This window comes from Dyadobacter sp. 32, assembly GCF_902506755.1.
Lineage (GTDB): Bacteria > Bacteroidota > Bacteroidia > Cytophagales > Spirosomataceae > Dyadobacter.
Window position 1 is genome coordinate 5,099,565 of sequence record NZ_LR735258.1, and the last position, 21,059, is coordinate 5,120,623.

Annotated in this window: 23 protein-coding genes; 18 read left to right on the forward strand and 5 right to left on the reverse strand. The window is 43.5% G+C overall.

The window, feature by feature from the left end:
* Positions 1-20 precede the first annotated feature (20 nt).
* From DYADSP32_RS20860 to DYADSP32_RS20880, 5 genes are all read left to right on the forward strand, one after another.
* Positions 21-2,552, forward strand: coding sequence for a circularly permuted type 2 ATP-grasp protein (locus tag DYADSP32_RS20860; RefSeq protein WP_414617939.1), 2,532 nt, complete (start codon positions 21-23; stop codon positions 2,550-2,552).
* On the forward strand, positions 2,542-3,420 hold the full coding sequence (locus DYADSP32_RS20865) for a transglutaminase-like domain-containing protein (RefSeq protein ID WP_149240947.1): 879 nt from the start codon (positions 2,542-2,544) through the stop codon (positions 3,418-3,420). Before DYADSP32_RS20860 ends, DYADSP32_RS20865 begins: the two co-directional genes overlap by 11 nt.
* Before the next feature lie 202 nt (positions 3,421-3,622).
* Complete coding sequence (locus DYADSP32_RS20870; protein WP_149240946.1) at positions 3,623-4,603, forward strand: pyruvate dehydrogenase complex E1 component subunit beta; 981 nt, start codon at positions 3,623-3,625, stop codon at positions 4,601-4,603.
* Between the two features lie 198 nt (positions 4,604-4,801).
* Positions 4,802-5,188: a TraR/DksA C4-type zinc finger protein gene (locus DYADSP32_RS20875; protein WP_149244737.1), complete on the forward strand. Its 387-nt coding sequence runs from the start codon at positions 4,802-4,804 to the stop codon at positions 5,186-5,188.
* A 190-nt stretch (positions 5,189-5,378) separates the two neighbouring features.
* A complete protein-coding gene (locus DYADSP32_RS20880) occupies positions 5,379-5,621 on the forward strand; it encodes a DUF6922 domain-containing protein (RefSeq protein WP_149240945.1) in 243 nt (80 codons plus the stop codon).
* Positions 5,622-5,749: 128 nt separating this feature from the next.
* Here DYADSP32_RS20880 and DYADSP32_RS20885 read toward each other — a convergent pair whose 3' ends face one another.
* Positions 5,750-6,973, reverse strand: a complete 1,224-nt coding sequence (locus tag DYADSP32_RS20885; RefSeq protein ID WP_149240944.1) for an exonuclease subunit SbcD — start codon at positions 6,971-6,973, stop codon at positions 5,750-5,752.
* Positions 6,974-7,105: 132 nt separating this feature from the next.
* Between DYADSP32_RS20885 and DYADSP32_RS20890 the strand changes: the two genes are divergently transcribed.
* Entirely contained in the window at positions 7,106-8,218 is a 1,113-nt protein-coding gene (locus DYADSP32_RS20890; protein WP_149240943.1) for a PDDEXK nuclease domain-containing protein, read from the forward strand.
* Positions 8,208-9,014, forward strand: a complete 807-nt coding sequence (locus tag DYADSP32_RS20895; RefSeq protein WP_414617940.1) for a polysaccharide deacetylase family protein — start codon at positions 8,208-8,210, stop codon at positions 9,012-9,014. The genes DYADSP32_RS20890 and DYADSP32_RS20895 overlap by 11 nt, the downstream gene beginning before the upstream one ends.
* Positions 9,015-9,019: 5 nt before the next feature.
* Here DYADSP32_RS20895 and DYADSP32_RS20900 read toward each other — a convergent pair whose 3' ends face one another.
* From DYADSP32_RS20900 to DYADSP32_RS20915, 4 genes are all read right to left on the reverse strand, one after another.
* A complete protein-coding gene (locus tag DYADSP32_RS20900) occupies positions 9,020-10,171 on the reverse strand; it encodes an acyltransferase family protein (RefSeq protein ID WP_149240941.1) in 1,152 nt (383 codons plus the stop codon).
* Positions 10,172-10,191: 20 nt separating this feature from the next.
* Complete coding sequence (locus DYADSP32_RS20905) at positions 10,192-10,737, reverse strand: 3-deoxy-D-manno-octulosonate 8-phosphate phosphatase (RefSeq protein WP_149240940.1); 546 nt, start codon at positions 10,735-10,737, stop codon at positions 10,192-10,194.
* Between the two features lie 66 nt (positions 10,738-10,803).
* Positions 10,804-11,607 (reverse strand): Rossmann-like and DUF2520 domain-containing protein, encoded by an 804-nt coding sequence (locus DYADSP32_RS20910; protein WP_149240939.1) that lies wholly within the window; start codon positions 11,605-11,607, stop codon positions 10,804-10,806.
* Between the two features lie 47 nt (positions 11,608-11,654).
* On the reverse strand, positions 11,655-12,383 hold the full coding sequence (locus tag DYADSP32_RS20915) for a DUF1080 domain-containing protein (RefSeq protein WP_414617941.1): 729 nt from the start codon (positions 12,381-12,383) through the stop codon (positions 11,655-11,657).
* A gap of 135 nt (positions 12,384-12,518) precedes the next feature.
* On the opposite strand from DYADSP32_RS20915, the gene DYADSP32_RS20920 reads away from it, so the two are divergent.
* The 11 genes from DYADSP32_RS20920 (at position 12,519) to murD (ending at position 21,011) form a co-directional block, all read left to right on the forward strand.
* Complete coding sequence (locus tag DYADSP32_RS20920; RefSeq protein WP_149240938.1) at positions 12,519-13,220, forward strand: hypothetical protein; 702 nt, start codon at positions 12,519-12,521, stop codon at positions 13,218-13,220.
* 247 nt (positions 13,221-13,467) lie between these two features.
* Positions 13,468-13,911, forward strand: coding sequence for a 50S ribosomal protein L13 (gene rplM / locus DYADSP32_RS20925; protein ID WP_149240937.1), 444 nt, complete (start codon positions 13,468-13,470; stop codon positions 13,909-13,911).
* Positions 13,912-13,914: 3 nt separating this feature from the next.
* Positions 13,915-14,301, forward strand: a complete 387-nt coding sequence (gene rpsI, locus DYADSP32_RS20930; RefSeq protein ID WP_149240936.1) for a 30S ribosomal protein S9 — start codon at positions 13,915-13,917, stop codon at positions 14,299-14,301.
* Between the two features lie 213 nt (positions 14,302-14,514).
* On the forward strand, positions 14,515-15,330 hold the full coding sequence (rpsB, locus tag DYADSP32_RS20935) for a 30S ribosomal protein S2 (RefSeq protein WP_149240935.1): 816 nt from the start codon (positions 14,515-14,517) through the stop codon (positions 15,328-15,330).
* A 169-nt stretch (positions 15,331-15,499) separates the two neighbouring features.
* Complete coding sequence (gene tsf / locus DYADSP32_RS20940; RefSeq protein WP_149240934.1) at positions 15,500-16,336, forward strand: translation elongation factor Ts; 837 nt, start codon at positions 15,500-15,502, stop codon at positions 16,334-16,336.
* A gap of 136 nt (positions 16,337-16,472) precedes the next feature.
* Complete coding sequence (locus DYADSP32_RS20945; protein WP_149240933.1) at positions 16,473-17,108, forward strand: sigma-70 family RNA polymerase sigma factor; 636 nt, start codon at positions 16,473-16,475, stop codon at positions 17,106-17,108.
* An 11-nt stretch (positions 17,109-17,119) separates the two neighbouring features.
* On the forward strand, positions 17,120-17,341 hold the full coding sequence (locus DYADSP32_RS20950) for a hypothetical protein (protein ID WP_149240932.1): 222 nt from the start codon (positions 17,120-17,122) through the stop codon (positions 17,339-17,341).
* Positions 17,334-18,161 (forward strand): mechanosensitive ion channel family protein, encoded by an 828-nt coding sequence (locus DYADSP32_RS20955; protein ID WP_149240931.1) that lies wholly within the window; start codon positions 17,334-17,336, stop codon positions 18,159-18,161. Before DYADSP32_RS20950 ends, DYADSP32_RS20955 begins: the two co-directional genes overlap by 8 nt.
* A gap of 27 nt (positions 18,162-18,188) precedes the next feature.
* Positions 18,189-19,139, forward strand: a complete 951-nt coding sequence (locus DYADSP32_RS20960; RefSeq protein WP_149240930.1) for a DUF3078 domain-containing protein — start codon at positions 18,189-18,191, stop codon at positions 19,137-19,139.
* 49 nt (positions 19,140-19,188) lie between these two features.
* Positions 19,189-19,515: a large-conductance mechanosensitive channel protein MscL gene (mscL, locus tag DYADSP32_RS20965; RefSeq protein WP_149240929.1), complete on the forward strand. Its 327-nt coding sequence runs from the start codon at positions 19,189-19,191 to the stop codon at positions 19,513-19,515.
* A 146-nt stretch (positions 19,516-19,661) separates the two neighbouring features.
* Positions 19,662-21,011, forward strand: coding sequence for a UDP-N-acetylmuramoyl-L-alanine--D-glutamate ligase (murD, locus tag DYADSP32_RS20970; RefSeq protein ID WP_149240928.1), 1,350 nt, complete (start codon positions 19,662-19,664; stop codon positions 21,009-21,011).
* Positions 21,012-21,059 lie beyond the last annotated feature (48 nt).

Consider the following 21,059-nt stretch of genomic DNA (forward strand, 5'->3'; position numbering starts at 1 on the left):
TTATGCTTACCGATGCCTCAGTGAATCTTTTACAGTCTTATCAAAGCGGACTCAATTCCTATGATGAAGTTCTGGATGTAAACGGAAAGGTCAAACCGCACTGGAAGGCACTTTTTGATACACTTGAGAAGCTTGGTATCGATGAACTGAAAAACAGGAATCAGGAGATTATCAGTAAGCTCCGTGAGAACGGCGTCACATACAATGTATACGATGGACCCGATGGGATGAACCGTCCCTGGCAGCTAGACCCGATCCCTTTTCTGATTGAGCAAAAGGAATGGAATGGAATTGCCAAAGGTCTTCAGCAGCGTGCGCTATTGCTGGATCTTATTCACCGAGATATTTATGGGCCGAGAAATCTTGTAAAAGATGCGATCATTCCCGCCGAACTTGTATTTGACAATTCGGGGTTTTGTAGGCCTGCCATCGATGTGAAATTGCCGGGAACGAGGCAGCTCGCCTTGTACGCAGCCGATCTGGCACGGGGGCCGGACGGTCAGATGTGGGTGCTCGATAACCGTACGCAGGCTCCTTCGGGTTCGGGGTATACCCTCGAGAACCGGATCGTGATGAGTAAGCTCATTCCCGAACTGGCCGACGGCATGTATGTAAGTAAATTGTCGCCATATTTCAATAGCCTTCAGAATACCGTACTCAGGCTTGCCGATCGGAGCAAGGATGCGCCCAATATCGTGTACCTGACACCCGGTCCGAGTAATGAAGCGTACTTTGAGCACGCCTATCTGGCATCCTATCTGGGCTATACACTTGCTCAGGGAGACGACCTCATGGTGCGAAACGGTTGCGTGTATTTGAAATCCATTGATGGGCTGCAAAAAGTAGATGTCATCGTTCGCCGGATTGACGATGATTGGAGTGACCCCTTGGAGCTTCGTGAAGATTCTAGGCTGGGCGTTCCGGGATTGCTGCAGGCGATCAGGATGGGGAACGTTCAGGTGCTCAACCCGCCTGGGACAAGCGTGCTGGAAAATCATGCTTTCCTCGCTTTCATGAATAATATTTCGAGGTATTTTTTAGGTCAGGATCTGATGATGCCCTCGGTGGCCACCTGGTGGTGCGGGCACGCCAGAGAATTACATTTTGTGATCGGCAATATGGATAAGCTGATCATCAAAAAAGCAAACCGGAGGTCTAAATTCCGTTCAATCTACGGGAGACTTCTGAATGCGGCAGATAAGGACAGCCTGGTGCGCATGATCAGCAAACATCCGCACGAGTATATTGCGCAGGAAGAGGTAAGCCTTTCCACCACGCCATCCCTTGTCGACGGCAATATTGAGCCCAGATATGCTTCTTTAAGGGCATTTCTGGTTTCCGACGAGCATGGATATCATGTCATGCAGGGTGGTCTTACCCGAAGTTCTCCGGTCAAGGATCGGTTTGTCATTTCAAACCAGTATGGTGGTCTTTCCAAAGATACCTGGATCGTTTCGGACAAAACGGAAAATGTTCCTGAGAAAATAGTGGTGCATGCAGGCGGAAATGTGAATAAGCATCCATCCCTGCCAAGCCGGAGTGCCGAAAACCTTTTTTGGATAGGTCGCTACTGTGAACGTACCATGTCTGTGATCAAGTTTATGAACATTACAATTAATGTGCTTAATCTTGACCGGAATTTTGGAGGTTCAGCCAAGCAGGAGCATATCAAGTACCTGCTTCAGTCATTGACGCACCTTACTTCTACCTATCCTGGTTTTATTGAGGAAGATGACCTGATCCGGGATCCTTATCCCGAGATTATAGATCTTATTTCCAATACCTACAGACCGGGGACGATTGCATCTAATGTAGGATCCTTTTTACATTCTGTTTCAGCGGTACGTAACCAATGGGACTTGGAAATATGGCGTATCATCGACCTGATCGATAATGGTTACCAGGAGATCCGGAATGCATCCTCGATGAATAGCAATAACATTCAGAAAACGCTCGAAGGACTGTACCACAACATGTTCACCTTCCTGGGGGTCATTAGCGAGAGCATGCCCCGCGATAACGGTTATTTATTGTTGGAAACAGGTAAACTGATTGAGCGCATTTTGTCCAGGATCAGCGTACTGCAGTCCAATTTTGGCGACAAAAATGCAGAAAGTGTTGAGAATGAATTGATAGAAGCTACCCTGATCAATCACAACCTGCTTGTGAATTACCGGCAGATCTATAAATCTCAAATGAGCATTGAGGCCATGCTGGACATGGTTTTATTCGAAAAAGCGTTGCCCTTTTCGTTGGTGTATATGCTGGACGAACTGAAGAAAAATCTTGGTAAGCTACCTGGCACCACACGAGGCGAAAGACTCAATGAAGCGCAGAAGGCAGTGCTTGAAGCCTCTACATTGGTAAAGCTTGCCAATATTACAGATCTGAGCAAATGCAATGAGGAAATGGAAAGGGAGGGGTTATTCAAGCTTTTCTCTCAGGTTTCCGGTTTGATTTCGGCGGTTTCGCTTACAATGACCAATATGTATTTCAGCCATACCATCATGCAGCACTCGCTCATTACACCCCCAGATACGGATGAAATATAGACTGATCCATAAAACCGAGTATAAATATGAGGAGCCTGTGAATAATTATCACAGCCTGCTTTGTCTCACGCCGCGTTCGTTGCCTAAGCAACTGTGCCAGGATTTTACCATTAAGGTTTTTCCCGAACCGTCGGAGATTGTCGAACGCCTCGATTTTTATGGAAATATCACCCATTATTTTTCACTGCACACATCCCACAAAACGCTTACTGTTTTAACATCCGGCATCGTGGAGTGCCTGACGGAAACGACAGGCTCCCCGCTTACGCTTTCGCAAGTTACCTGCGCGGAGGCCAGAGAGCGCTTTTTGCTGGATCGTTCCCTGAAAATTTCCTTATTGGAATACACCCTGCCCAGCCCGCTGGTGCGTTGGGATCAGGAGATCCGGGATTATGCGCAGGATTGCTTTCAGGATGATCGGCCGCTGTATGAATGTGTGGAGGCGTTGAGCCGGAAAATATTTACGGAATTCGATTTTGTTTCGGATTTCACAACCATACACACGCCGATTAAGGAGGTACTTGCTGCAAAAAAAGGAGTTTGTCAGGATTTTTCACATCTGGCCATTGCCTGCCTCCGAAGTTTTGGATTTGCTGCCCGGTATGTGAGCGGCTATCTGGAAACGCTGCCACCTAAGGGCAAAACGAAATTACAGGGATCCGATGCGTCTCATGCCTGGATTTCGGTTTTCGTGCCCGATTATGGCTGGTGCGATTTTGATCCGACCAACAACGTAGTGCCGGGAGAAAGGCATATTACTACCGCGTGGGGGAGAGATTACAGTGACGTGCCGCCACTGAAGGGAATTATTTTTAGCTACGGCAAACACACACTCAAAGTCGAGGTGGATGTAATTCCTCTTGATTAATGGATAAAACGCGAAGTCGCTGGTATATTTAACGGAATGGTTCCTTGAAAGAATTTGAGAATTGGCCCTGATTCTCTAATTTTACCCAATCGTTTGAAATCAGTATAGGGAACATTATTTGATGTGAACTTTTGTAGTGAGGCAGCTAACTCCTGTAATTATAATTTGTTCCATCTTGAATTAAATAATCATAAAATTACGGATGAAAGAATTAGCATTTAGAGATGCCATTCGCGACGCCATGTCGGAAGAGATGCGCTTGGACAAAAGTATTTTCCTGATGGGTGAGGAAGTTGCAGAATACAATGGTGCCTATAAAGCGAGCCAGGGAATGCTGGACGAATTTGGTCCTGAGCGCGTTATTGATACCCCGATTGCTGAACTTGGATTTGCCGGGATAGCGGTAGGTGCAGCGGGTAACGGACTTCGTCCGATCGTGGAATTCATGACATTTAATTTCTCACTGGTTGCGATCGATCAGATCATCAACAGTGCGGCTAAAATACTTTCCATGTCTGCGGGACAGTACGGGTGTCCCATTGTTTTTCGTGGACCAACGGGTAACGCAGGACAGCTGGGAGCGCAGCATTCTCAGAATTTCGAAAACTGGTTTGCCAACACGCCTGGTTTGAAAGTGGTAGTACCTTCCAATCCTTACGATGCAAAAGGGCTCCTGAAATCGTCGATCCGGGATAATAATCCGGTAATTTTCATGGAATCGGAAGTGATGTACGGAGATAAAATGCAGGTTCCCGAAGAAGAATATCTGATTCCACTGGGAAAAGCGGATGTTAAACGCGTAGGAAAGCATGTTACCATTGTTTCTTTTGGTAAAATGATTCCACGGGTGGTAATGCCAGCTGTACTGCAGCTTGAGAAAGAAGGTATTGATGTTGAGGTGGTGGACCTGCGAACAGTTCGGCCCATCGACTATCCTGCTGTTATCGAATCAGTAAAAAAGACGAATCGATGTGTTGTCGTTGAAGAGGCGTGGCCACTTGCATCGATTTCAACCGAAATAACCTATCACATCCAGCGTCATGCATTCGATTATATGGACGCGCCCGTGATCCGTGTAACGAATCGGGATGTGCCTTTACCCTATGCGCCAACACTGATCGAAGAGATTTTGCCGAGTGTTAAAAGGGTAGTTGAGGCCGTTAAGGCAGTGATGTATAAATAGCCCCCGAAAGAAAGCCATTTCCTCAAAGGATATGGCTTTCTTTCTTTACGACTTTTAGAAAATTTGCTTTTTTTGAAAGTATTTAGTTAAATCCTCTGAATTTTGGTTTTTTACCAAATTAAAGTTCTCAAATAGATTTAATACTACTACTTTTGTGTTTTGAAACGCTCCTTAATACAGATTTACAAATCAGTTAAGATTATGCAAGAAGAAAAGACTAGATATTCGTCGGAGGAACTAAGGGAATTTGAAGAGTTGATCCTGGGTAAACTGGAGGCTACCATGAGTGAGCTTAATTATATTAAAGGAGGTTTGAGCAAGAAGAACGACAGCGGAACGGACAATACAGCCAGTACTGCCAAGTCGATTGAAGATGGAGCCGATGCCAGCGAGCGTGAAAACCTAAGCCAGCTTGCAGCCCGTTTGCAGAAATATTCCATACAACTTGAAAATGCTCTGGTAAGGATCAAAAACGGGACTTACGGGGTATGTATCGACACTGGAAAGCTGATTCCGAAGGAGCGTTTACGGATTGTTCCTCACACACAGCAGACTATTGAGGCAAAATTGAGAAGAGCGAGCTAAATTCTATTTTTTTTTGACAAGGTTATGATGCCTTCAGAATTTGTCAGGAAATAATCATGATTAGTTAACCGGCAGGTACGCGATATTCTTCTAAATTATACGTGGCAGGCAAACGAGAAGTTTGTCTGCTTTTTTTGCTTTTATGGTTATTGAGGTTCTTGATTGTAAATTTACTTTGAAGTTAATTTGTATGAAGAAAAGGGAAAGACCTAATATAACAGCCCGACTTCTTTGGGAGTTCGATTACGAGAATTTCAATTTTGATAAATCGTATAAGATTTTGATTGAGCGTGTGTTGGAACGTGGCGATATGGATCAGTGGCGTACTATTCCAAAGGGCAGATATTGGGAACTATTGATTCACAATTGGAAGAACGTGACAAACAATTTTCACGGTTTTGTTCTTAACTACGATTTTGTAAATGTTGTGTAAAGACCCATTTATAGTAAGATTTTTTGAGTAATTGGTCATTTCGCCTTTCGTTATTCATCAGGATTATTGATAAAACTTATCAGGGGGATCTGGTAGTGGCAGCGTGGATGAAGTGGCTGGAAAGGTAATCAACTTTCCTCCTCCGTCCCCAAAACCTCCCTCAAAACCTCCATCAGCCCCTCAGAAGGCTCTTGTCCTTTGTTTTTACTTTTGAAGTACTCCTGAAAAAGTTTTTCCACACTCAGCGTAAGGTCAATTTCCGCAGCGGTTTCATTTTCGTTGATGCGTTTGATCTGCGGAATGATCTGCACAATTCCGTAATGCGCCTCATTTAACCTTTTTTTATCGGCCGCTTCCAGGTAGTTATCCGAAATGATGGTGAGTTCAACCAGATCGTCAGGAAACTCCTGAAGCCAGGTTATGGCGTCGTCGATGCTGTTGAACTTACCTCGTTTCAACCTTTTCCCGCTTTTAAGCTCAACGGCCCGGTAACTGGCTAACTTTCCCATTTCTGCCTCAATGAGAATCACATATTTGCTTTGATTGGCTTCCGAAAAGCTATAAGCAAGCGGGCTGCTGGAGTAAACGACGGTCGGGTTCTTGTCTACCCGGTGGTAGCGGTGTAAGTGCCCAAGCGCTACGTAGTGAACCTGTTTTGGAAAGTTTTCGGTGTAAATGGCCTGCGCACCTCCGATGTGAAGGATCGGTCGTTCTTCTTCCGGTTCTTCTTCGGGATTGGGATCGCCTTTTTTCATGACATACAAGTGTGTGGCGAGAAGGTTGAAGCCCTTGTCGTCCAGATATTGATCTGCAAGCTCTTGCCAGTGATGCTGTAAATGATCACGCAGGGCATCTTCGGAATCTTCCATTCCCAAAAATGTTTTTAATCGCTGTTCATTAGCATAAGGTGTGTGAATAATTCGCAGCGGGAAATTGGTATTTGGCAGACTTAATTCAATAAATCCCTTGTCAGAACGCAGTACTTCCACTTTTCCCTGTGTGCAAAACTTACTGACTTCCGTATTGGGAAAGCCAACGAAAATGATCCCGCAAACTCTCGCCAGCGCATCGGGAACCTGGATCCGTTCCGGGGAATCGTGGTTCCCGGCAATGGCCACAACCGCACGGCAGCCATTGGCCGACAGCCGGTGTAAGGTGGAGTATAATAATTCTGTTGCTTCGGAAGAAGGATTGAAGTTGTCGAACAAATCGCCGGCAACGATCACTGCATCAACATTTTCCAGTTCTGCTATTTCGCATATTTCGGACAGAACATGCCGTTGCTCTTCCATTCTGGAGTAATTATCCAGCCTTTTTCCAATATGCCAGTCTGCTGTGTGAAGGATTTTCATGATGACTCGTTAATTTAGCGAAAGTAATAAGCTAATACCTAGTTATGTACTTAGTTTCAGTAGTTTGTATCGAGCTTTTATTTTTTGCATTGATTATGAGATGTTTATATTTTTGGTAAAACAGAAGTTTTTATGAATCAAAATACAGAGCTGGTAGGTTTTTCGGTATTGTTTGAGGCGATAAAACAAGCAAGGTATAACGCTCTTAAATTAGTAAATTCTGAGTTAGTTAACTTGTATTGGCAAATAGGATCATATATAAGCAAACAGCTAAACGAAAGTAAATGGGGTGATAAAGCGGTTCAGCAGTTTTCTGATTTCCTGTTAAGAAATGATCCGACGTTAAAAGGCTTTGACCGCAAAAGCCTTTATAGAATGATTCAGTTTTACGAAAGCTACCAGGGAACTGAACTTGTAAAAGTGATTGACGGTGAGGTGAATTCAATTGTCACCTCAGTGCGGCGACAATTGAATGATGATAACGAATTGGTCACCGCTGTAAGGCGCTTGATATCTGATGAAGATATAAAAAAGTCAATTCTTGGCAAACTGAGCTGGACACATCATCGAACAATATTTTCCAGATGTAAGTTAGCGGAGGAGCGCGAGTTCTATTTAAAATTGAGTATTAAGGAAAATTACAGTGTTCGTGAGTTGGAGCGTCAAATTTCCACCGGAGCTTTTGAAAGAACGATATTGAGTACCGCAAAGATTCCGCTGCCAACTAGAGATATCTATCCTGATATTGGGAATACTTTTAAGGACAGTTACGTATTTGAATTTTTAAATCTCTCGGAGCCACATTCTGAAAGTGACTTGCAAAAAGGGCTCTTAGGTCAGATGAAGAGTTTTATTCTTGAATTGGGTAAAGAGTTTTTATTTGTTGGTGAAGAGTACAAGATTCAGGTAGGTAACACAGATTTTTTTATAGACTTATTCTTCTTTCATAGAGGATTACAATGCTTGGTTGCATTCGAATTAAAAGCAGATAAATTCAGACCCGAGCACATGGGTCAGCTTAACTTTTATCTTGAAGCATTGGATAGAGATGTTAAGAATCAAAACGAAAATCCAAGCATTGGTTTGTTACTTTGCAAGGATAAGGATAATGAAGTGGTGGAATATGCTCTGAGCAGAAGCCTGTCCCCGGCAATGGTTTCTGATTACAAAACCCGACTCCCAGATAAGAAAATATTACAAGATAAATTGCATGAGTTTTTTGATAGAGATAATAATGAGCAGTAAAATAAAAGGTTTGGCGATTGTTATTCTATTGATTTTTGTCACTTTCTCCTGCCAACAAAAAGGCGAAACTCTTGAAAAAGCAGGTATTGCTATTTCTTTTGATGATCATTTTATCGATGAATGGTATGCGCTGAGGCCACTATTTCAAAAGTATGATGCAAAGGTGACCTTTTTTATTACTTGCGGGGATAGTCTTAAAGAGGATGAAATTGAGAAATTGAAACAACTGGAAGCGGACGGGCATGAGATTGGTTTCCATGGGACAGTTCATAACGGCAGATCCACGGATTTCATAGAAGCGGAGGGGCCACAAAAATATGCCGAGATGGAACTGATACCCGGGATGGGCTACATGAGAGCGGCTGGTTTTGCGCCCACATCCTATGCGCATCCGGGAGGCAATCACAATGATCGGGTTGATTCGGTACTTTTTGCACACGGTTTTGAGATACTCAGGGATGTAGCGATTGCCAACCGGGTATACAAAGGAATACCGCTGTACTCAATAGCTCCACGTGTAATGGATTGGATTTACTATGCTTTTGACAAGACACGCACCGTAGATGCACTGTTGATTGACACCGACTCGGGGTTGACCCACGATGACATGAGGGATGCCATGCAAAGGGCTGCTGATACAAATACCGCATTGATGCTGTTTGGCCACGAACCCCTTCATGGTGGACCAAAAGCAGGTGAATATGGTTTCGATATTGCCTTTCTGGAGAAGATTCTGATTGAGGCTCATGCCAGGCAGTTGCAATATTACACGATGTCGGAATTGCCTGGACTTTAACAAGGTTATCGCCCAAACCTGCGGTCTTTGTACGAGAGCAACGGTTTTTCCAAAAAAGTGTAAGATGCTGACGATACGAGCACAGAGCCAGCCAGGGAGAGTATATATACGGTCAGCTGGTAGGTAGCGCCATCCAGACCGGGAACATACGCCCTTAAAAAATTAATCATCAGCACAATTACAAATACATGATAAATGTAAAGGCCATAGGAAATTTTTCCCAGATGGATCATCACCCGGTTTTCCAGGTTGATTACTGAGTTTTTATTGCAGGAAACATTCAGCACAAAAAAGCCGAAAAACACGGCGTAAAGTTCAAGAAATCCAAAGAAGTGTATGCCGGATAAAAATAGAACCACCAGAACGGTGTAAACAATTAACTGCACATCTTTCCTGAACAAAAGGTTGAGAATATAATGCTTCTCATAATAGACCAGATATGCACATAGCCCTCCCAGCGCCATCGTTTGTATTCTGAACTGGCCAATGAATGTCCCCACTATCGCATTTCGCGTTTGATCGTCCGGATCAAGGTAATCCAATCCCAGAAATAGTATTCCCCCTGTAATGCCCAGGAATAGCAGCAGAATCACCAGTCTGTTTTTTGGGTATTTGATCAGCCAGGGCCACAAGTAATAAAATTGCTCTTCCACGCCAATGGACCAGGTCTGGGCACACCAGTAGGGCAGGTCATATAGTACAAAGGCAAAATTAGGCAATACCAGCGCAAGCAGAATCAATCGTTCGGTAGCATGGACAGATAGTTTTTCTTCCGTGCCTGGAAAAGCCAGTAGGTCGAGGTGGGGAAATACGAAAAACGAAAGGCCAATGATGAGAAAGTAGATTGGCCAGATACGGAATACGCGTCGCAGGTAAAACTTTTTGGCGTCCACATTACCGAATCTCCCGCGCTCATCTAACAGAAGGTAGGTGATCAAAAAACCACTTAAAACAAAAAAAAGGCCTACGCCAAGCCTGCCAGCATGCTGAATGATCGGGTACTCGTATAAGTTAGCAATTCCGTATGCGTGCTTAGCTTGTTCGAGGTGATGACAAACTACCAGAAGAGCGGCAATGCAGCGGATGCCGTTAAGATTGGGGAAGTAACGTTTTTCTTTTAACAATGCAGGTGCGTATTTTTCGGAAACTTTGTTCATTCTTAGACTAACCAGGCAAGCTACTGCGAATCGCCCGTTTTTGCCTGCTCAAACCAGAGCATCCATTTGCCCTGCGCCTTCATTACTTGTTCAATCAGATCCCTGACGGCCCCGTGGCCTCCATTTTTAGGAGAAATGTAATCAGCTATCGCCAGGATTTCATCTGCTGAATCTGCCGGGCAGGCGCCCATCACATTGGTAAGCATCACCTCGTAGTCCGGCAGATCGTCACCCATAAACACAATCTCATCTTCACTTAGATTGCGGTCAGCGATATATTTTTTGTAAATAGGAAGTTTTCCATCCGGGGAGGTGCCTATAAAAATATCACTCACGCCCAGATATTCAAGACGTTTGCGCACACCAACCTGATTTTGCGCCGATAGGATTGCAACCCGGTAGCCCATCTTGATAGCCCGGTTGATTCCGTACCCATCTCTCACATTAAAAATCCTGGGTTGTTCCCCACTCTCCAGTGCGATGACACTGCCATCGGTCATTACCCCGTCGATATCGAATATAAATGTTGTGATGCGCTGAAATCGGTCGTTTAAGGCAGAGCTCATGTCGGTGTCATTAAAATAGATCGTGCAAAGATAGACTAACTTTTTTTCCGGCAGTCTTCCTTCGTATCATTTTGGTAAATGGTGGTTTCTTATCTTTTCGTTCAAAACCCTGTAAATATCTGTCCAGTCTGGATTGATGTTCTGAAGATAAGCCAGGTGTTTGGTGGTAACGGCCCAGTCTCCACGCCGTGCGGGCCCTGTTTGGCCTGAGGCTGGGTCATTCGAGTCGAGAGCTTTTTGAACCGTATTGGCAATTAAAGGTTTCAGAAGGTCAAAGTCCAGTTGCTCACGCGCCATCAGATCGTGCGACACTGCCAGTAAATGATTGACGAAATTATTGGCGAAGACGGCAGCAATATGCAGGATGAAGCGTTCCTCTGAATCCAGGCGCTGAACATGATCACTGACGCCCTGGGCTAGCTTCATTAGCTTTTCTTCAATTTTTTCGTGCGTAGCCTCAATACAGATCGGCATTGCCTTGTAATCAATCAGGGCTGATTTGGTAAAGGTCTGGACAGGATAAAAAACACCGGTATGAACGTACACATCACTATGGATCGCGACCAGATTTCGAAGATCGGTGAGAGACCTGGTTCCGGATGTATTGACCACTATGACATTTTCAGGAAATACGATGCGCTGGATCACATCTTCTAAGGCGTCATCAGGTACTGCGATCACGATAAGCTCCGCCGCACTCTCCGAAAAGTTAAGATCTTCCTGCGTTTCGGAATCGTAAAGCCGGGAAGAGAGCTCTCCGGCGTTTCTCGGCTCCCGGCTGTATATTTCACATATCCAGTGGCCCGCGTCTTCTAATGCTTGCGCAAGATGCCAGGCTACATTTCCTGCACCGACAAATGAAATTTTCATGCCCAACTCTTTTAATTTTCTGAATTACAAGGTTCAAACCTGCCTGGTTATTTTACCAAAGGGGCGGTCTGCGCCGCAGTAGTGATTCCAGAGGGCAATTCCATGATCCTCATATTTCTGAAATGGATTTCCGCACCTTCGGCTTCAAGGCAGATATAGCCCTTTTTGCGTTCAGACTCGCGCAGCCCGTTCACAAACTTACCGTTAACCGACAGTTTTACCGTTCCGTCTACACACACCACCACGTACTTATTCCATTCACCTTTTCCTTTACAACGTTTTTCCAGTGATTTGCTTCGGATTCCCCGGGGATTGTCGGGGATAGCCGTCATACCCATCGTTGGAAATAGTTCACCATGCACATAGTCCTCGGTTGCATTGTGTTGCGGGGCATAGTCTAGCTCCAGCATTTGTACCTCAATGGCCTTAGTGAGCGGATCGTGTTCCTGAGGCGTGCCTTCGCTCCATACGAATATACCTGAATTTCCACCAGCCTCCATATGTTTCCATTCTACCTCGAGGATGAAGTTTTCATACTGCCGGTCGGAACGCATGACGCCGATGGGTTTTCCGGAGCAAATCAGTGTGCCCTTTTTTACCTTCCAGGTTTCCTTTGATGTGTTTACATCCACCCATCCGTCCAGGTTTTTTCCATTAAACAGCGGTTTAAACCTGAGTGCCTCGTCATTTTGTCCCAAAGACTGGTAATGTATTAATAAACAGGACGATAACGCGAATAATTTGAAGGTTATGCAGAGGAATTGTTTGCGGATCATTATGAAAAGGATATTTGATTAAAAATTTTATAAACGCCTGTAAATCTTATCGTTTGATCGTGAAATCAAAAGGTGGAATGTTATATTTATGGAGTATTTGCACGCATACACATCACATCTTACTAAAATATATTTATGAAAGTATTGATTTTATTCTTACTTACTCTGCTTGCGGAGGTAAATACTGTTTTGGCACAAAATCAGTACAGAGCAACTGCTGGAATAGATGTAGGTGCCGGGTTCAATTCAAGTTTCGGTTCTCCCGCCATCCTGTATCATGAAGAAGCGGGTTTTCATCGGGTGACCTGGTTTAAAGTCGGTGTAGGCATCAGGGCCTGGGGTATTTACGGAGGTCCTGTAAGTCTGACCTCTCAGAATGATATTGCTCTTCGCGATGCGCTTGAATATCAGAGCATCTCGGTGAATGGGGCGAGCTTTGTGTTCGGTGCTAATTTTAGGGTATGGAAGCTGGATATCGGAGCCAACACCGATGCCGTGGCCTTTGCTTTTGGTTCCAAAAGGCATGCGTTTTATCCTAAAAATACCCTGACACCCGGAGAGGGTGCCGACTTTTATAATAAGCAGGTTCTTACGATGCCCGTGAATTTCAATGCATTTCCGTTGATTTTTTCAAAACAAAATGGACAATCCGAAATCTATACACGGCTCCGGATCAGGCGAGGTCTGGGAATAAAACTGGGATACCTGGCCGGAAGAATGGCCTATGTTACAAAAAGAGTGGATGGTGAAAAAATCGTGCTCGACAACGGGCAGCGATATTTTTCCGGCGCGTATGGTTTGCCATATGCAGCGTTATGCTTTTCTATTTCTGATTAAATGGCTTTCCGCAAGTTGTAAATGGGATGAAAACACCCTCAGGCTCCGGTGACGATCCGGCGCATTGAAGCGGGCAATAAGCCCTGATAACAAGGGATACGGCCATGCCAGGCTTACCTGCCGGTATAAATTTCCCAACATACTTGTAATTCAATTTGTTAAACTCTATATTTGCACTCCCATTTTGCGATGGGACTGTCTAGTTACAGTGTAATTTATTGAAAATCAATTAAATATTTTGTTAATCGTGGATACGTTAAGCTACAAAACAGTCTCGGCGAACAAAAACACAGTAAACAAGGAGTGGGTTGTTGTGGATGCTAAAGATGCAATACTTGGTCGTTTGGCCAGTGAAGTTGCAAAAATGATCAGAGGCAAACACAAAACAAGCTATACTCCGCATGTGGACTGTGGTGATAATGTGATCATTATCAACGCCGATAAAATTAAGTTGACAGGAAAGAAGATGACAGACAAGATTTATGTCCGTCATACTGGCTATCCGGGAGGTCAACGTTTTCAAACTCCCCGTGAGTTGCTCGAAAAACACCCAGAACGTGTAATCGAGAAAGCCGTAAGAGGTATGCTTCCAAAGAATCGTTTGGGACGTCGTTTATTTACAAATCTGTTTGTTTATGCTGCTGCCGAACACCCGCACAGCGCTCAGCAACCAAAAGAAATCCAGTTGTAATTCATGGAAGTTATCAACACAATAGGTAGAAGAAAAACAGCTGTGGCTCGTATTTACATGACGCCAGGCAAAGGTGATATCAAGGTCAATGGTCGCGATTACAAGGAGTATTTTCCTTTTGAAGTACACCAGATCGTTCTTCAGCAGCCATTCACTACGATCAGCGGAACCAACGGATACGATATCAAAGTGAACGTAAGAGGTGGCGGTGTTACAGGTCAGGCGGAAGCAATCCGGATGGCTGTTGCACGTGCACTTTGCGAATACAACGGAGAATTCCGCGGTGCATTGAAAAAAGAAGGATTTCTTACCCGTGACCCACGTATGGTTGAACGTAAGAAATACGGACGCGCTAAGGCTCGTAGAAGATTCCAGTTCTCGAAACGTTAATATTTTCTTTGTCAGGAATAGTCAAGTATTGTCAGGAAATAGTCAGGTGTCGTTTCGGCTTAGAAGCAAAACAATAAATGACAATACCTGTCCGCGCGGCGGACCGCAATAAATGACAACCTTTGACAAAAGATGTCCAGACAGTACTTATCGTGCCCGATGTGCTGTGCTGCGTAACAAAAATTATTATAATCTTATAAATCAAATTTGGCAATGGCACAAATAGAATATAAAGAACTATTGGATGCAGGTGTTCATTTTGGTCACCTTACCCGTAAATGGGATCCACGAATGGCTCCATACATCTTCATGGAGAAGAACGGGATCCACATCATTGACCTGAACAAAACACTTAGCTGCGTAGAGCAGGCTGAGGCCGCTTTGAAGCAGATTGTTCGTTCAGGACGTAAGATCATGTTTGTTGCTACCAAAAAACAAGCGCAGGAAATCGTAACGGAAGAGGCAAAACGCCTTAAAATGCCGTACGTAACCGATCGTTGGTTGGGTGGTATGCTTACAAACTTCGGAACTATTCGCAAGTCTTTGAAAAAAATGCAGACTCTTGAAAAGATGCTCAAAGACGAATCCACGGTTAGCAATATTGCGAAAAGGGAACGATTGATGCTTACACGTGAAAAGGATAAATTGGAGCGCGTACTTGGTGGTGTAGCTGACCTGACGCGCCTCCCTGCTGCCCTTTTCATCGTTGATGTAAAACGTGAACACATTGCGGTTGCAGAAGCAAAAAGATTGAACATACCCATCTTTGCTATCTGCGATACAAACTCCAACCCTGAACTGGTTGATTTCCCTATTCCAAGTAATGATGATGCTTACAAGGCAATTTCATTGATTACTTTGGCAATTGGAAAAGCAATTGAAGAAGGTTTGATGGAGCGCAAGCAAGATAAAGACGATCAGCGTCTAGTTGAGGAAGAGGAAGCCAAACGTCAGGTTGACAAAGGCAGTGACGAGGCATCGGTTTCAGCACCAGTGGCTGAGGTTTCGACCGATTCGGACGTAGAATAGTGAAGGGCGATGAGGTTGGTTTTAAATAGCCTTCCTGTCTGAACAGATAAAGTAGCCCATAGCCTATTGCTATGGGCTACTGTTTTTTAAAATATAATTACAGATCGCTGTCATTTCAAAATCTGACGGCCATCTTCTCCGGAAATAATAAATCATACTTATTCAAATCATGGCAATTACCGCTCAAGATGTAAATAAACTTCGCCAAATGACTGGCGCAGGAATGATGGATTGTAAAAAAGCACTTCAGGAAGCTGATGGTGATTTTGAACAAGCTGTTGATATTCTCCGTAAACAAGGACAAAAAGTTGCCGCGAAACGTGCAGATAATGCAGTTTCTGAGGGAACTGTACTGGTGAGCATCAGTGCGGATGGAACCAACGGGAAAATTGTTGCGCTTGCATGTGAAACAGAACCTGTTTCTAATGTAGAGGATTTTAAGAATCTGGCACAAAGCATACTGGATAAAGCAGTTGCTGACAATATTTCGGATAAAGAGGCATTGCTTTCTGCAACGCTTGCGGATGGCCGCCCGGTGAGCGAAAACATCATCGACCTGGTAGGTAAGCTGGGTGAGAAACTGGAAATTGTTTCTTATGAAAATGTTACGGCGGATCAGGTTGTTTCTTACATTCACTCGAATGGCAAATTGGGTGTACTTGTTGCTTTCGAAGGCGTAAACGGAACAGATGTAACGGAGCTCGGCAAAGATGTTGCCATGCAAATTGCAGCCATGAAGCCTGTGGCATTGGATAAAGACGGGGTGGACTCGGCTACGGTGGAACGTGAGATCGAAGTGGGTAAAGAACAGGCAAGAGCAGAAGGCAAACCGGAAGCAATGCTTGAGAAAATTGCTCAGGGTAAACTTCAAAAGTTCTATAAAGACAACACACTCCTTAATCAGGAGTTCGTAAAAGACTCGTCTTTGACTATACGTCAATTACTTGAGAAAACGGCCAAGGGATTGACGGTAAAATCGTTCAATCGGGTTGCAATCGGAGCTTAGTTCGTCTTAGTTAGTACAAAATATTGTAAGCAACGCTTGGTATCGATTTGTATACCAGGCGTTGTTTTTTGATATTTATAGAAATTTGAAAATATAACCGCTATTTTTACCCTCTTCTCTGTTACTTTTTGTAGATATGGTTGTCAGAACATCAACGAGTGATAGCTCGACGAATGGGTACACCGATGAAGAATTGGTGAAACTGTTTGTGGAAACTCAACAAAACAGGTTTTTTGAAAAGCTCTATGAACGCTACGCCGACAAAGTATATCATAAATGTATCTCCTTCGTAAAGGATGGAGCTAAGGCTGAGGATTTAACCCATGACATTTTTCTCAAACTGATTTTCAAACTGGGTACCTTTAAGGAGGATGCTAAGTTTTCAACCTGGCTTTATTCCATCACGTATAACCACTGCATGGACCAGCTCAGGACGAATAAAAAACGTGGTGAGGTTTATCAGGATGAGCCATTGGAAGTGCCGGATGATATTGATCTTAATGTGATCTTTGATGGGGATGATGTCCAGGCTAAAAATCTAAAGACAGCACTTGATCACTTGACCGTGGACGAGAAAGGGATATTGTTTATGAAATACATGGACGATCTGAGCATCCGGGATATCGCCGATATATTCAGTGTTACGGAGAGTGCGGTAAAAATGAGGCTGTTGCGGTCCCGTGAAAAACTTCGTAAAAAGTATCTTGAGACCATCCTGTTTCTAGGAGTTTTTGCAGTTAAGCTTATTGAACTTATCAGGAACTTAATCTGAATATTAAAAAGATGCAGACAGGAAATGCGATTTTCAAGGAACTTGAAGCCGATATCAAAGTTCCTGAGTACCTCAAAACAGCCTTGGTTTCTGAGGTAGATACAATTCGAAATTCCATGCAGGTGGTGGCCCATTTTACCGAGCACTTTTTAAACGCTTTGACCATAAGTATTTCTTTTGCGGAAGCGGAAGAACCTAATACCACAGACTCATCTACTAACGATCATGAATAACCTTCCCGACCTTTCCGAAATATTAAGAAACACATTTACAACCTTAATAAGCCAGTTTGTTGATTTTGTACCCAGAGTCATTGGTTGTTTTGTCATACTGGCTATTGGCTATCTTGTTGCGCGCGGAGTCAAAGTGATTGTGAGTCAACTATTGAGCAGAGTGGGTTTTGACCGCATTGGGGATAGGCTCAATGAGATAGGGGTCATCAAACAACTAAAAACCGAAATCAAGCTAAGTGACATCGTTGCAAAGATCTTGTATTACTATATACTTTTGATCTTTTTAACCTTTGCGGCCGACACCTTAGGGGTGGATACCATTACGAACATGGTACTCTCCCTGGTAACGTTTATACCCAAGCTTATCGCAGGGGCTGTGATGCTTCAAATAGGGGTAATGCTGTCGGACGCTATCAAGACGGCCATCATTGCGCTTTGCAAGTCGTTCAATATTTCCTCGGCCAAGCTTATTGGTAATATCGCCTTTATATTTTTTCTGATCATTACCTTAATCACCTCCCTGGGCCAGATCGGAATTGAAACAGCGCTACTTGAGTCCAGCTTTATCCTGATCATCGGAGGCGTCGTAGGGGCATTTGCGTTAGGTTACGGCATTGCATCAAAAGACGTACTGGCCAATATAATCTCTTCATTCTACAGTCGTAAAAATTACCGTGAAGGGCAGGTTATCAAGATTGACAATGTCAAAGGAGTCATTACCAAAATAGACAATACTTCGGTGACCATTGTCAATGACACTACCACCACCATAATCCCATTGCAGCTTTTTCAGACCAAGCAGGTAGAAATTTTTAATTAATATTTTAAACCAAAGTAATCGATTTATATGAACACACTAATTGGAAGAGGTTTTATTATCACAACCGCCTTTTTACTTTTAGCTCATTACAGTTTTTCGCAGAAAGTAGATTTGAGCAATTCTTTAAATGCTTCCAAACTGAAATTGCCTGGTGACACCCTTATCAAAAAAACGGAATTCGGAGCCAATCTCAATCAGGGATCTTTTAGTTCCAACTGGTCGGGTGGAGGCGTTAACTCAGTGGCGTTGGGGTTATTTTTTAACGTTTTAAGGGAGAAGAAAAAGGGAGTACATGCATGGAGAAACGATTTTCAGTCGCAGTATGGTGTGGTACGGAACCAGGGGCAGCAGAGTCGCAAAAATGTGGACAGGATCTTCTTCGACTCCAAATACAATAGAGAGTTGAATTCAAAGTGGAGCCTTTTTGCCAATTTCAATTTTTTGTCTCAATTTGCCCCCGGATACAATTATATTACCGACAGTACGGATAACATTATCAAGAAAAAATCATCTGGACTTTTCGCGCCGGCCTATTTAACCGAAGCAATTGGTATCGAATACAAGCCTGTTCCTTACTTTTTCATCGATTTTGCACCGGCTGCATTAAGACAGACCATCGTTGTTGACAGGTCACTATACGTAAATACACCAGATCAGAAGAACTATGGTGTAACCATTGGCAAGCGTGTAAGAAACGAAGTAGGTATCGTTCAGTTGGTAGCCAACTTTGACAAAGATCTGGCGAAGAATCTGAATTTCAAATTCAGGTATCTGCTATACACTTCTTACAGTGAGAATAAAAATATCATGAAAAAAGAGTTTAATTCGGATCATCGGTTGGATGCGATGGTCACTGCAAAGATTGCAAAATATTTTAATGTTAATTTAGGTGCGATTGTAGTGTATGACAAGGACCAGGCGAGTAAAGTACAGTTTGCACAAGGTCTGAGTGTTGGATTTTTGTACTCATTTCATTAGTAGTTTCTTTCATTTTTTATAAAATAACCTACAATTAAACTGAAATTATATGCTACAGGAATTTAAGACTTTTATTGCCAAAGGTAATGTCCTTGATCTTGCAGTTGGTGTCGTGATAGGCGCAGCTTTTGGGAAGATCACCACTTCTTTGGTGGAGGATATCATCAATCCGATTCTGGGAATTGTTATTGGCGGAGTGGATTTTACTCAATTAAAGGTGGTGTTGAAGGAGGCAGTGGGCGAAACACCGGAAGTGGCCATTAAGTATGGGAACTTTATTCAGATATTGATTCAGTTTATCATTATTGCGTGGGTTATTTTTCTGATTGTGAAGGCAGCAAATAAGTTAAGGTTAACTGAGACGCCCGAAAAATAAAATAAGAATTGAACTAATTGAATGGGTGAAAAGGCATGATTTCATGCCTTTTTTGCTTTAAAAATTTTTACAGGGGAGGCTGAGGTACTTACCTTGAAAAAGATTTACCTTCGCAGATTAGCAGTTTTTTACATGTTTTCCATATCATTATTGTGCAAAAATTAGTTGTACTTGGCGGGGGTGAAAGTGGGGTTGGAGCCGCCATTCTGGGTATGGCGAAAGGGTTTGAAGTCTTTCTCTCGGATCGCGACCTGTTGCTGGATAAGTACAGGAAGGTACTGCTTGACTATAAAATACGTTTTGAAGAGGGGGGGCATACCGTATCGGAGATACTGAATGCTGATTTGGTAGTAAAAAGCCCGGGTATTCCTGATAAAGTGCCACTCATCATTTCGTTGAAGGAAAAAGGGATTTCTATAATCTCCGAAATTGAATTCGCATCGCGCTATACCACGGCTAAGTTAATTGCCATTACCGGCAGTAATGGCAAAACTACTACCACGTTACTGACCTACCACATTCTGCAGCGTGCCGGGTTGAACGTTGGTTTGGCTGGAAACATAGGCGACAGTTTTGCCTGGCAGGTTGCCGAGAAGCAGTTTGATTACTACGTACTTGAGATTAGCAGTTTTCAGTTGGATAATATCAAATCTTTTCATCCTGCTGTTGCTGTCATCTTGAATATAACACCCGATCATTTAGACCGTTACGAATATAACTTTCAGAATTATACAGATTCAAAGTTTGCAGTAATCCGGAACCAGACCGAAGCAGATGATTTTATTTTTTTTGCCGACAGCGAAGTCATTGAGGCTGAAATTGGAAAGAGGAACATACGGCCGAATTGTTGGGGTATTTCATTAATCCGGGAGTTAATTGCCGGAGCTTACATGCAGGGGGGCAAATTAATCAGCAAGTACGGTAAGCATATTTATGAGCGGGACTTTGCAGAACTGCCCATCAAAGGCCCGCACAATGCCATCAATGCCATGGCGTCGATTCTGGTGTCTCAATCGGTAGGGGTCTCTGATGCGGACATTAGAGAGGGATTGATTTCCTTTACCAATGCACCCCACCGCCTGGAAAAGGTGGCGACCATTCATGAGGTGACCTACATTAATGATTCAAAAGCAACCAATGTAGATTCTGTTTATTACGCTTTGGGTAGCTTTGAGCAACCCGTTATTTTGATTGCCGGCGGCGTAGATAAGGGAAATGATTATAGTCAGATAGAAGCCCTGGTCCGTGAAAAAGTAAAGGGTTTGATCATTCTTACACCCGACGCTGAGAAATTAAGAAGCTACTTTAAGGATATTGTGAAGCATATTTATGTCACGCAGGATATGGAGGATGCCGTTCGTCAAGGGCGGGTATGGGCTGAGCCAGGAGATGTGGTATTGTTGTCACCTGCCTGTGCAAGCTTCGACTTGTTTAAAAATTATCAGGACCGGGGAGATAAATTTAAAGCTGCGGTAAGGAATCTGGGGGGTGAATGATGATTCCAGGGAAGGTGTATTCATTGATAATGTGTATAATTAACTATT

Bases quoted from the DNA above. Each gene is read 5' to 3' on its own strand.
- DYADSP32_RS20955 (WP_149240931.1), top strand. From the start codon at position 17,334: ATGAATAACCTTCCCGACCTTTCCGAAATATTAAGAAACACATTTACA.
- DYADSP32_RS20865 (WP_149240947.1), top strand. From the start codon at position 2,542: ATGAAATATAGACTGATCCATAAAACCGAGTATAAATATGAGGAGCCT.
- DYADSP32_RS20910 (WP_149240939.1), bottom strand. From the start codon at position 11,607: ATGAAAATTTCATTTGTCGGTGCAGGAAATGTAGCCTGGCATCTTGCG.
- DYADSP32_RS20890 (WP_149240943.1), top strand. From the start codon at position 7,106: ATGAATCAAAATACAGAGCTGGTAGGTTTTTCGGTATTGTTTGAGGCG.
- DYADSP32_RS20915 (WP_414617941.1), bottom strand. From the start codon at position 12,383: ATGATCCGCAAACAATTCCTCTGCATAACCTTCAAATTATTCGCGTTA.
- rpsB (WP_149240935.1), top strand. From the start codon at position 14,515: ATGGCACAAATAGAATATAAAGAACTATTGGATGCAGGTGTTCATTTT.
- DYADSP32_RS20960 (WP_149240930.1), top strand. From the start codon at position 18,189: ATGAACACACTAATTGGAAGAGGTTTTATTATCACAACCGCCTTTTTA.
- DYADSP32_RS20905 (WP_149240940.1), bottom strand. From the start codon at position 10,737: ATGAGCTCTGCCTTAAACGACCGATTTCAGCGCATCACAACATTTATA.
- mscL (WP_149240929.1), top strand. From the start codon at position 19,189: ATGCTACAGGAATTTAAGACTTTTATTGCCAAAGGTAATGTCCTTGAT.
- tsf (WP_149240934.1), top strand. From the start codon at position 15,500: ATGGCAATTACCGCTCAAGATGTAAATAAACTTCGCCAAATGACTGGC.
- DYADSP32_RS20895 (WP_414617940.1), top strand. From the start codon at position 8,208: ATGAGCAGTAAAATAAAAGGTTTGGCGATTGTTATTCTATTGATTTTT.
- DYADSP32_RS20880 (WP_149240945.1), top strand. From the start codon at position 5,379: ATGAAGAAAAGGGAAAGACCTAATATAACAGCCCGACTTCTTTGGGAG.
- DYADSP32_RS20950 (WP_149240932.1), top strand. From the start codon at position 17,120: ATGCAGACAGGAAATGCGATTTTCAAGGAACTTGAAGCCGATATCAAA.
- DYADSP32_RS20945 (WP_149240933.1), top strand. From the start codon at position 16,473: ATGGTTGTCAGAACATCAACGAGTGATAGCTCGACGAATGGGTACACC.
- DYADSP32_RS20920 (WP_149240938.1), top strand. From the start codon at position 12,519: ATGAAAGTATTGATTTTATTCTTACTTACTCTGCTTGCGGAGGTAAAT.
- DYADSP32_RS20885 (WP_149240944.1), bottom strand. From the start codon at position 6,973: ATGAAAATCCTTCACACAGCAGACTGGCATATTGGAAAAAGGCTGGAT.
- DYADSP32_RS20900 (WP_149240941.1), bottom strand. From the start codon at position 10,171: ATGAACAAAGTTTCCGAAAAATACGCACCTGCATTGTTAAAAGAAAAA.
- rpsI (WP_149240936.1), top strand. From the start codon at position 13,915: ATGGAAGTTATCAACACAATAGGTAGAAGAAAAACAGCTGTGGCTCGT.
- DYADSP32_RS20870 (WP_149240946.1), top strand. From the start codon at position 3,623: ATGAAAGAATTAGCATTTAGAGATGCCATTCGCGACGCCATGTCGGAA.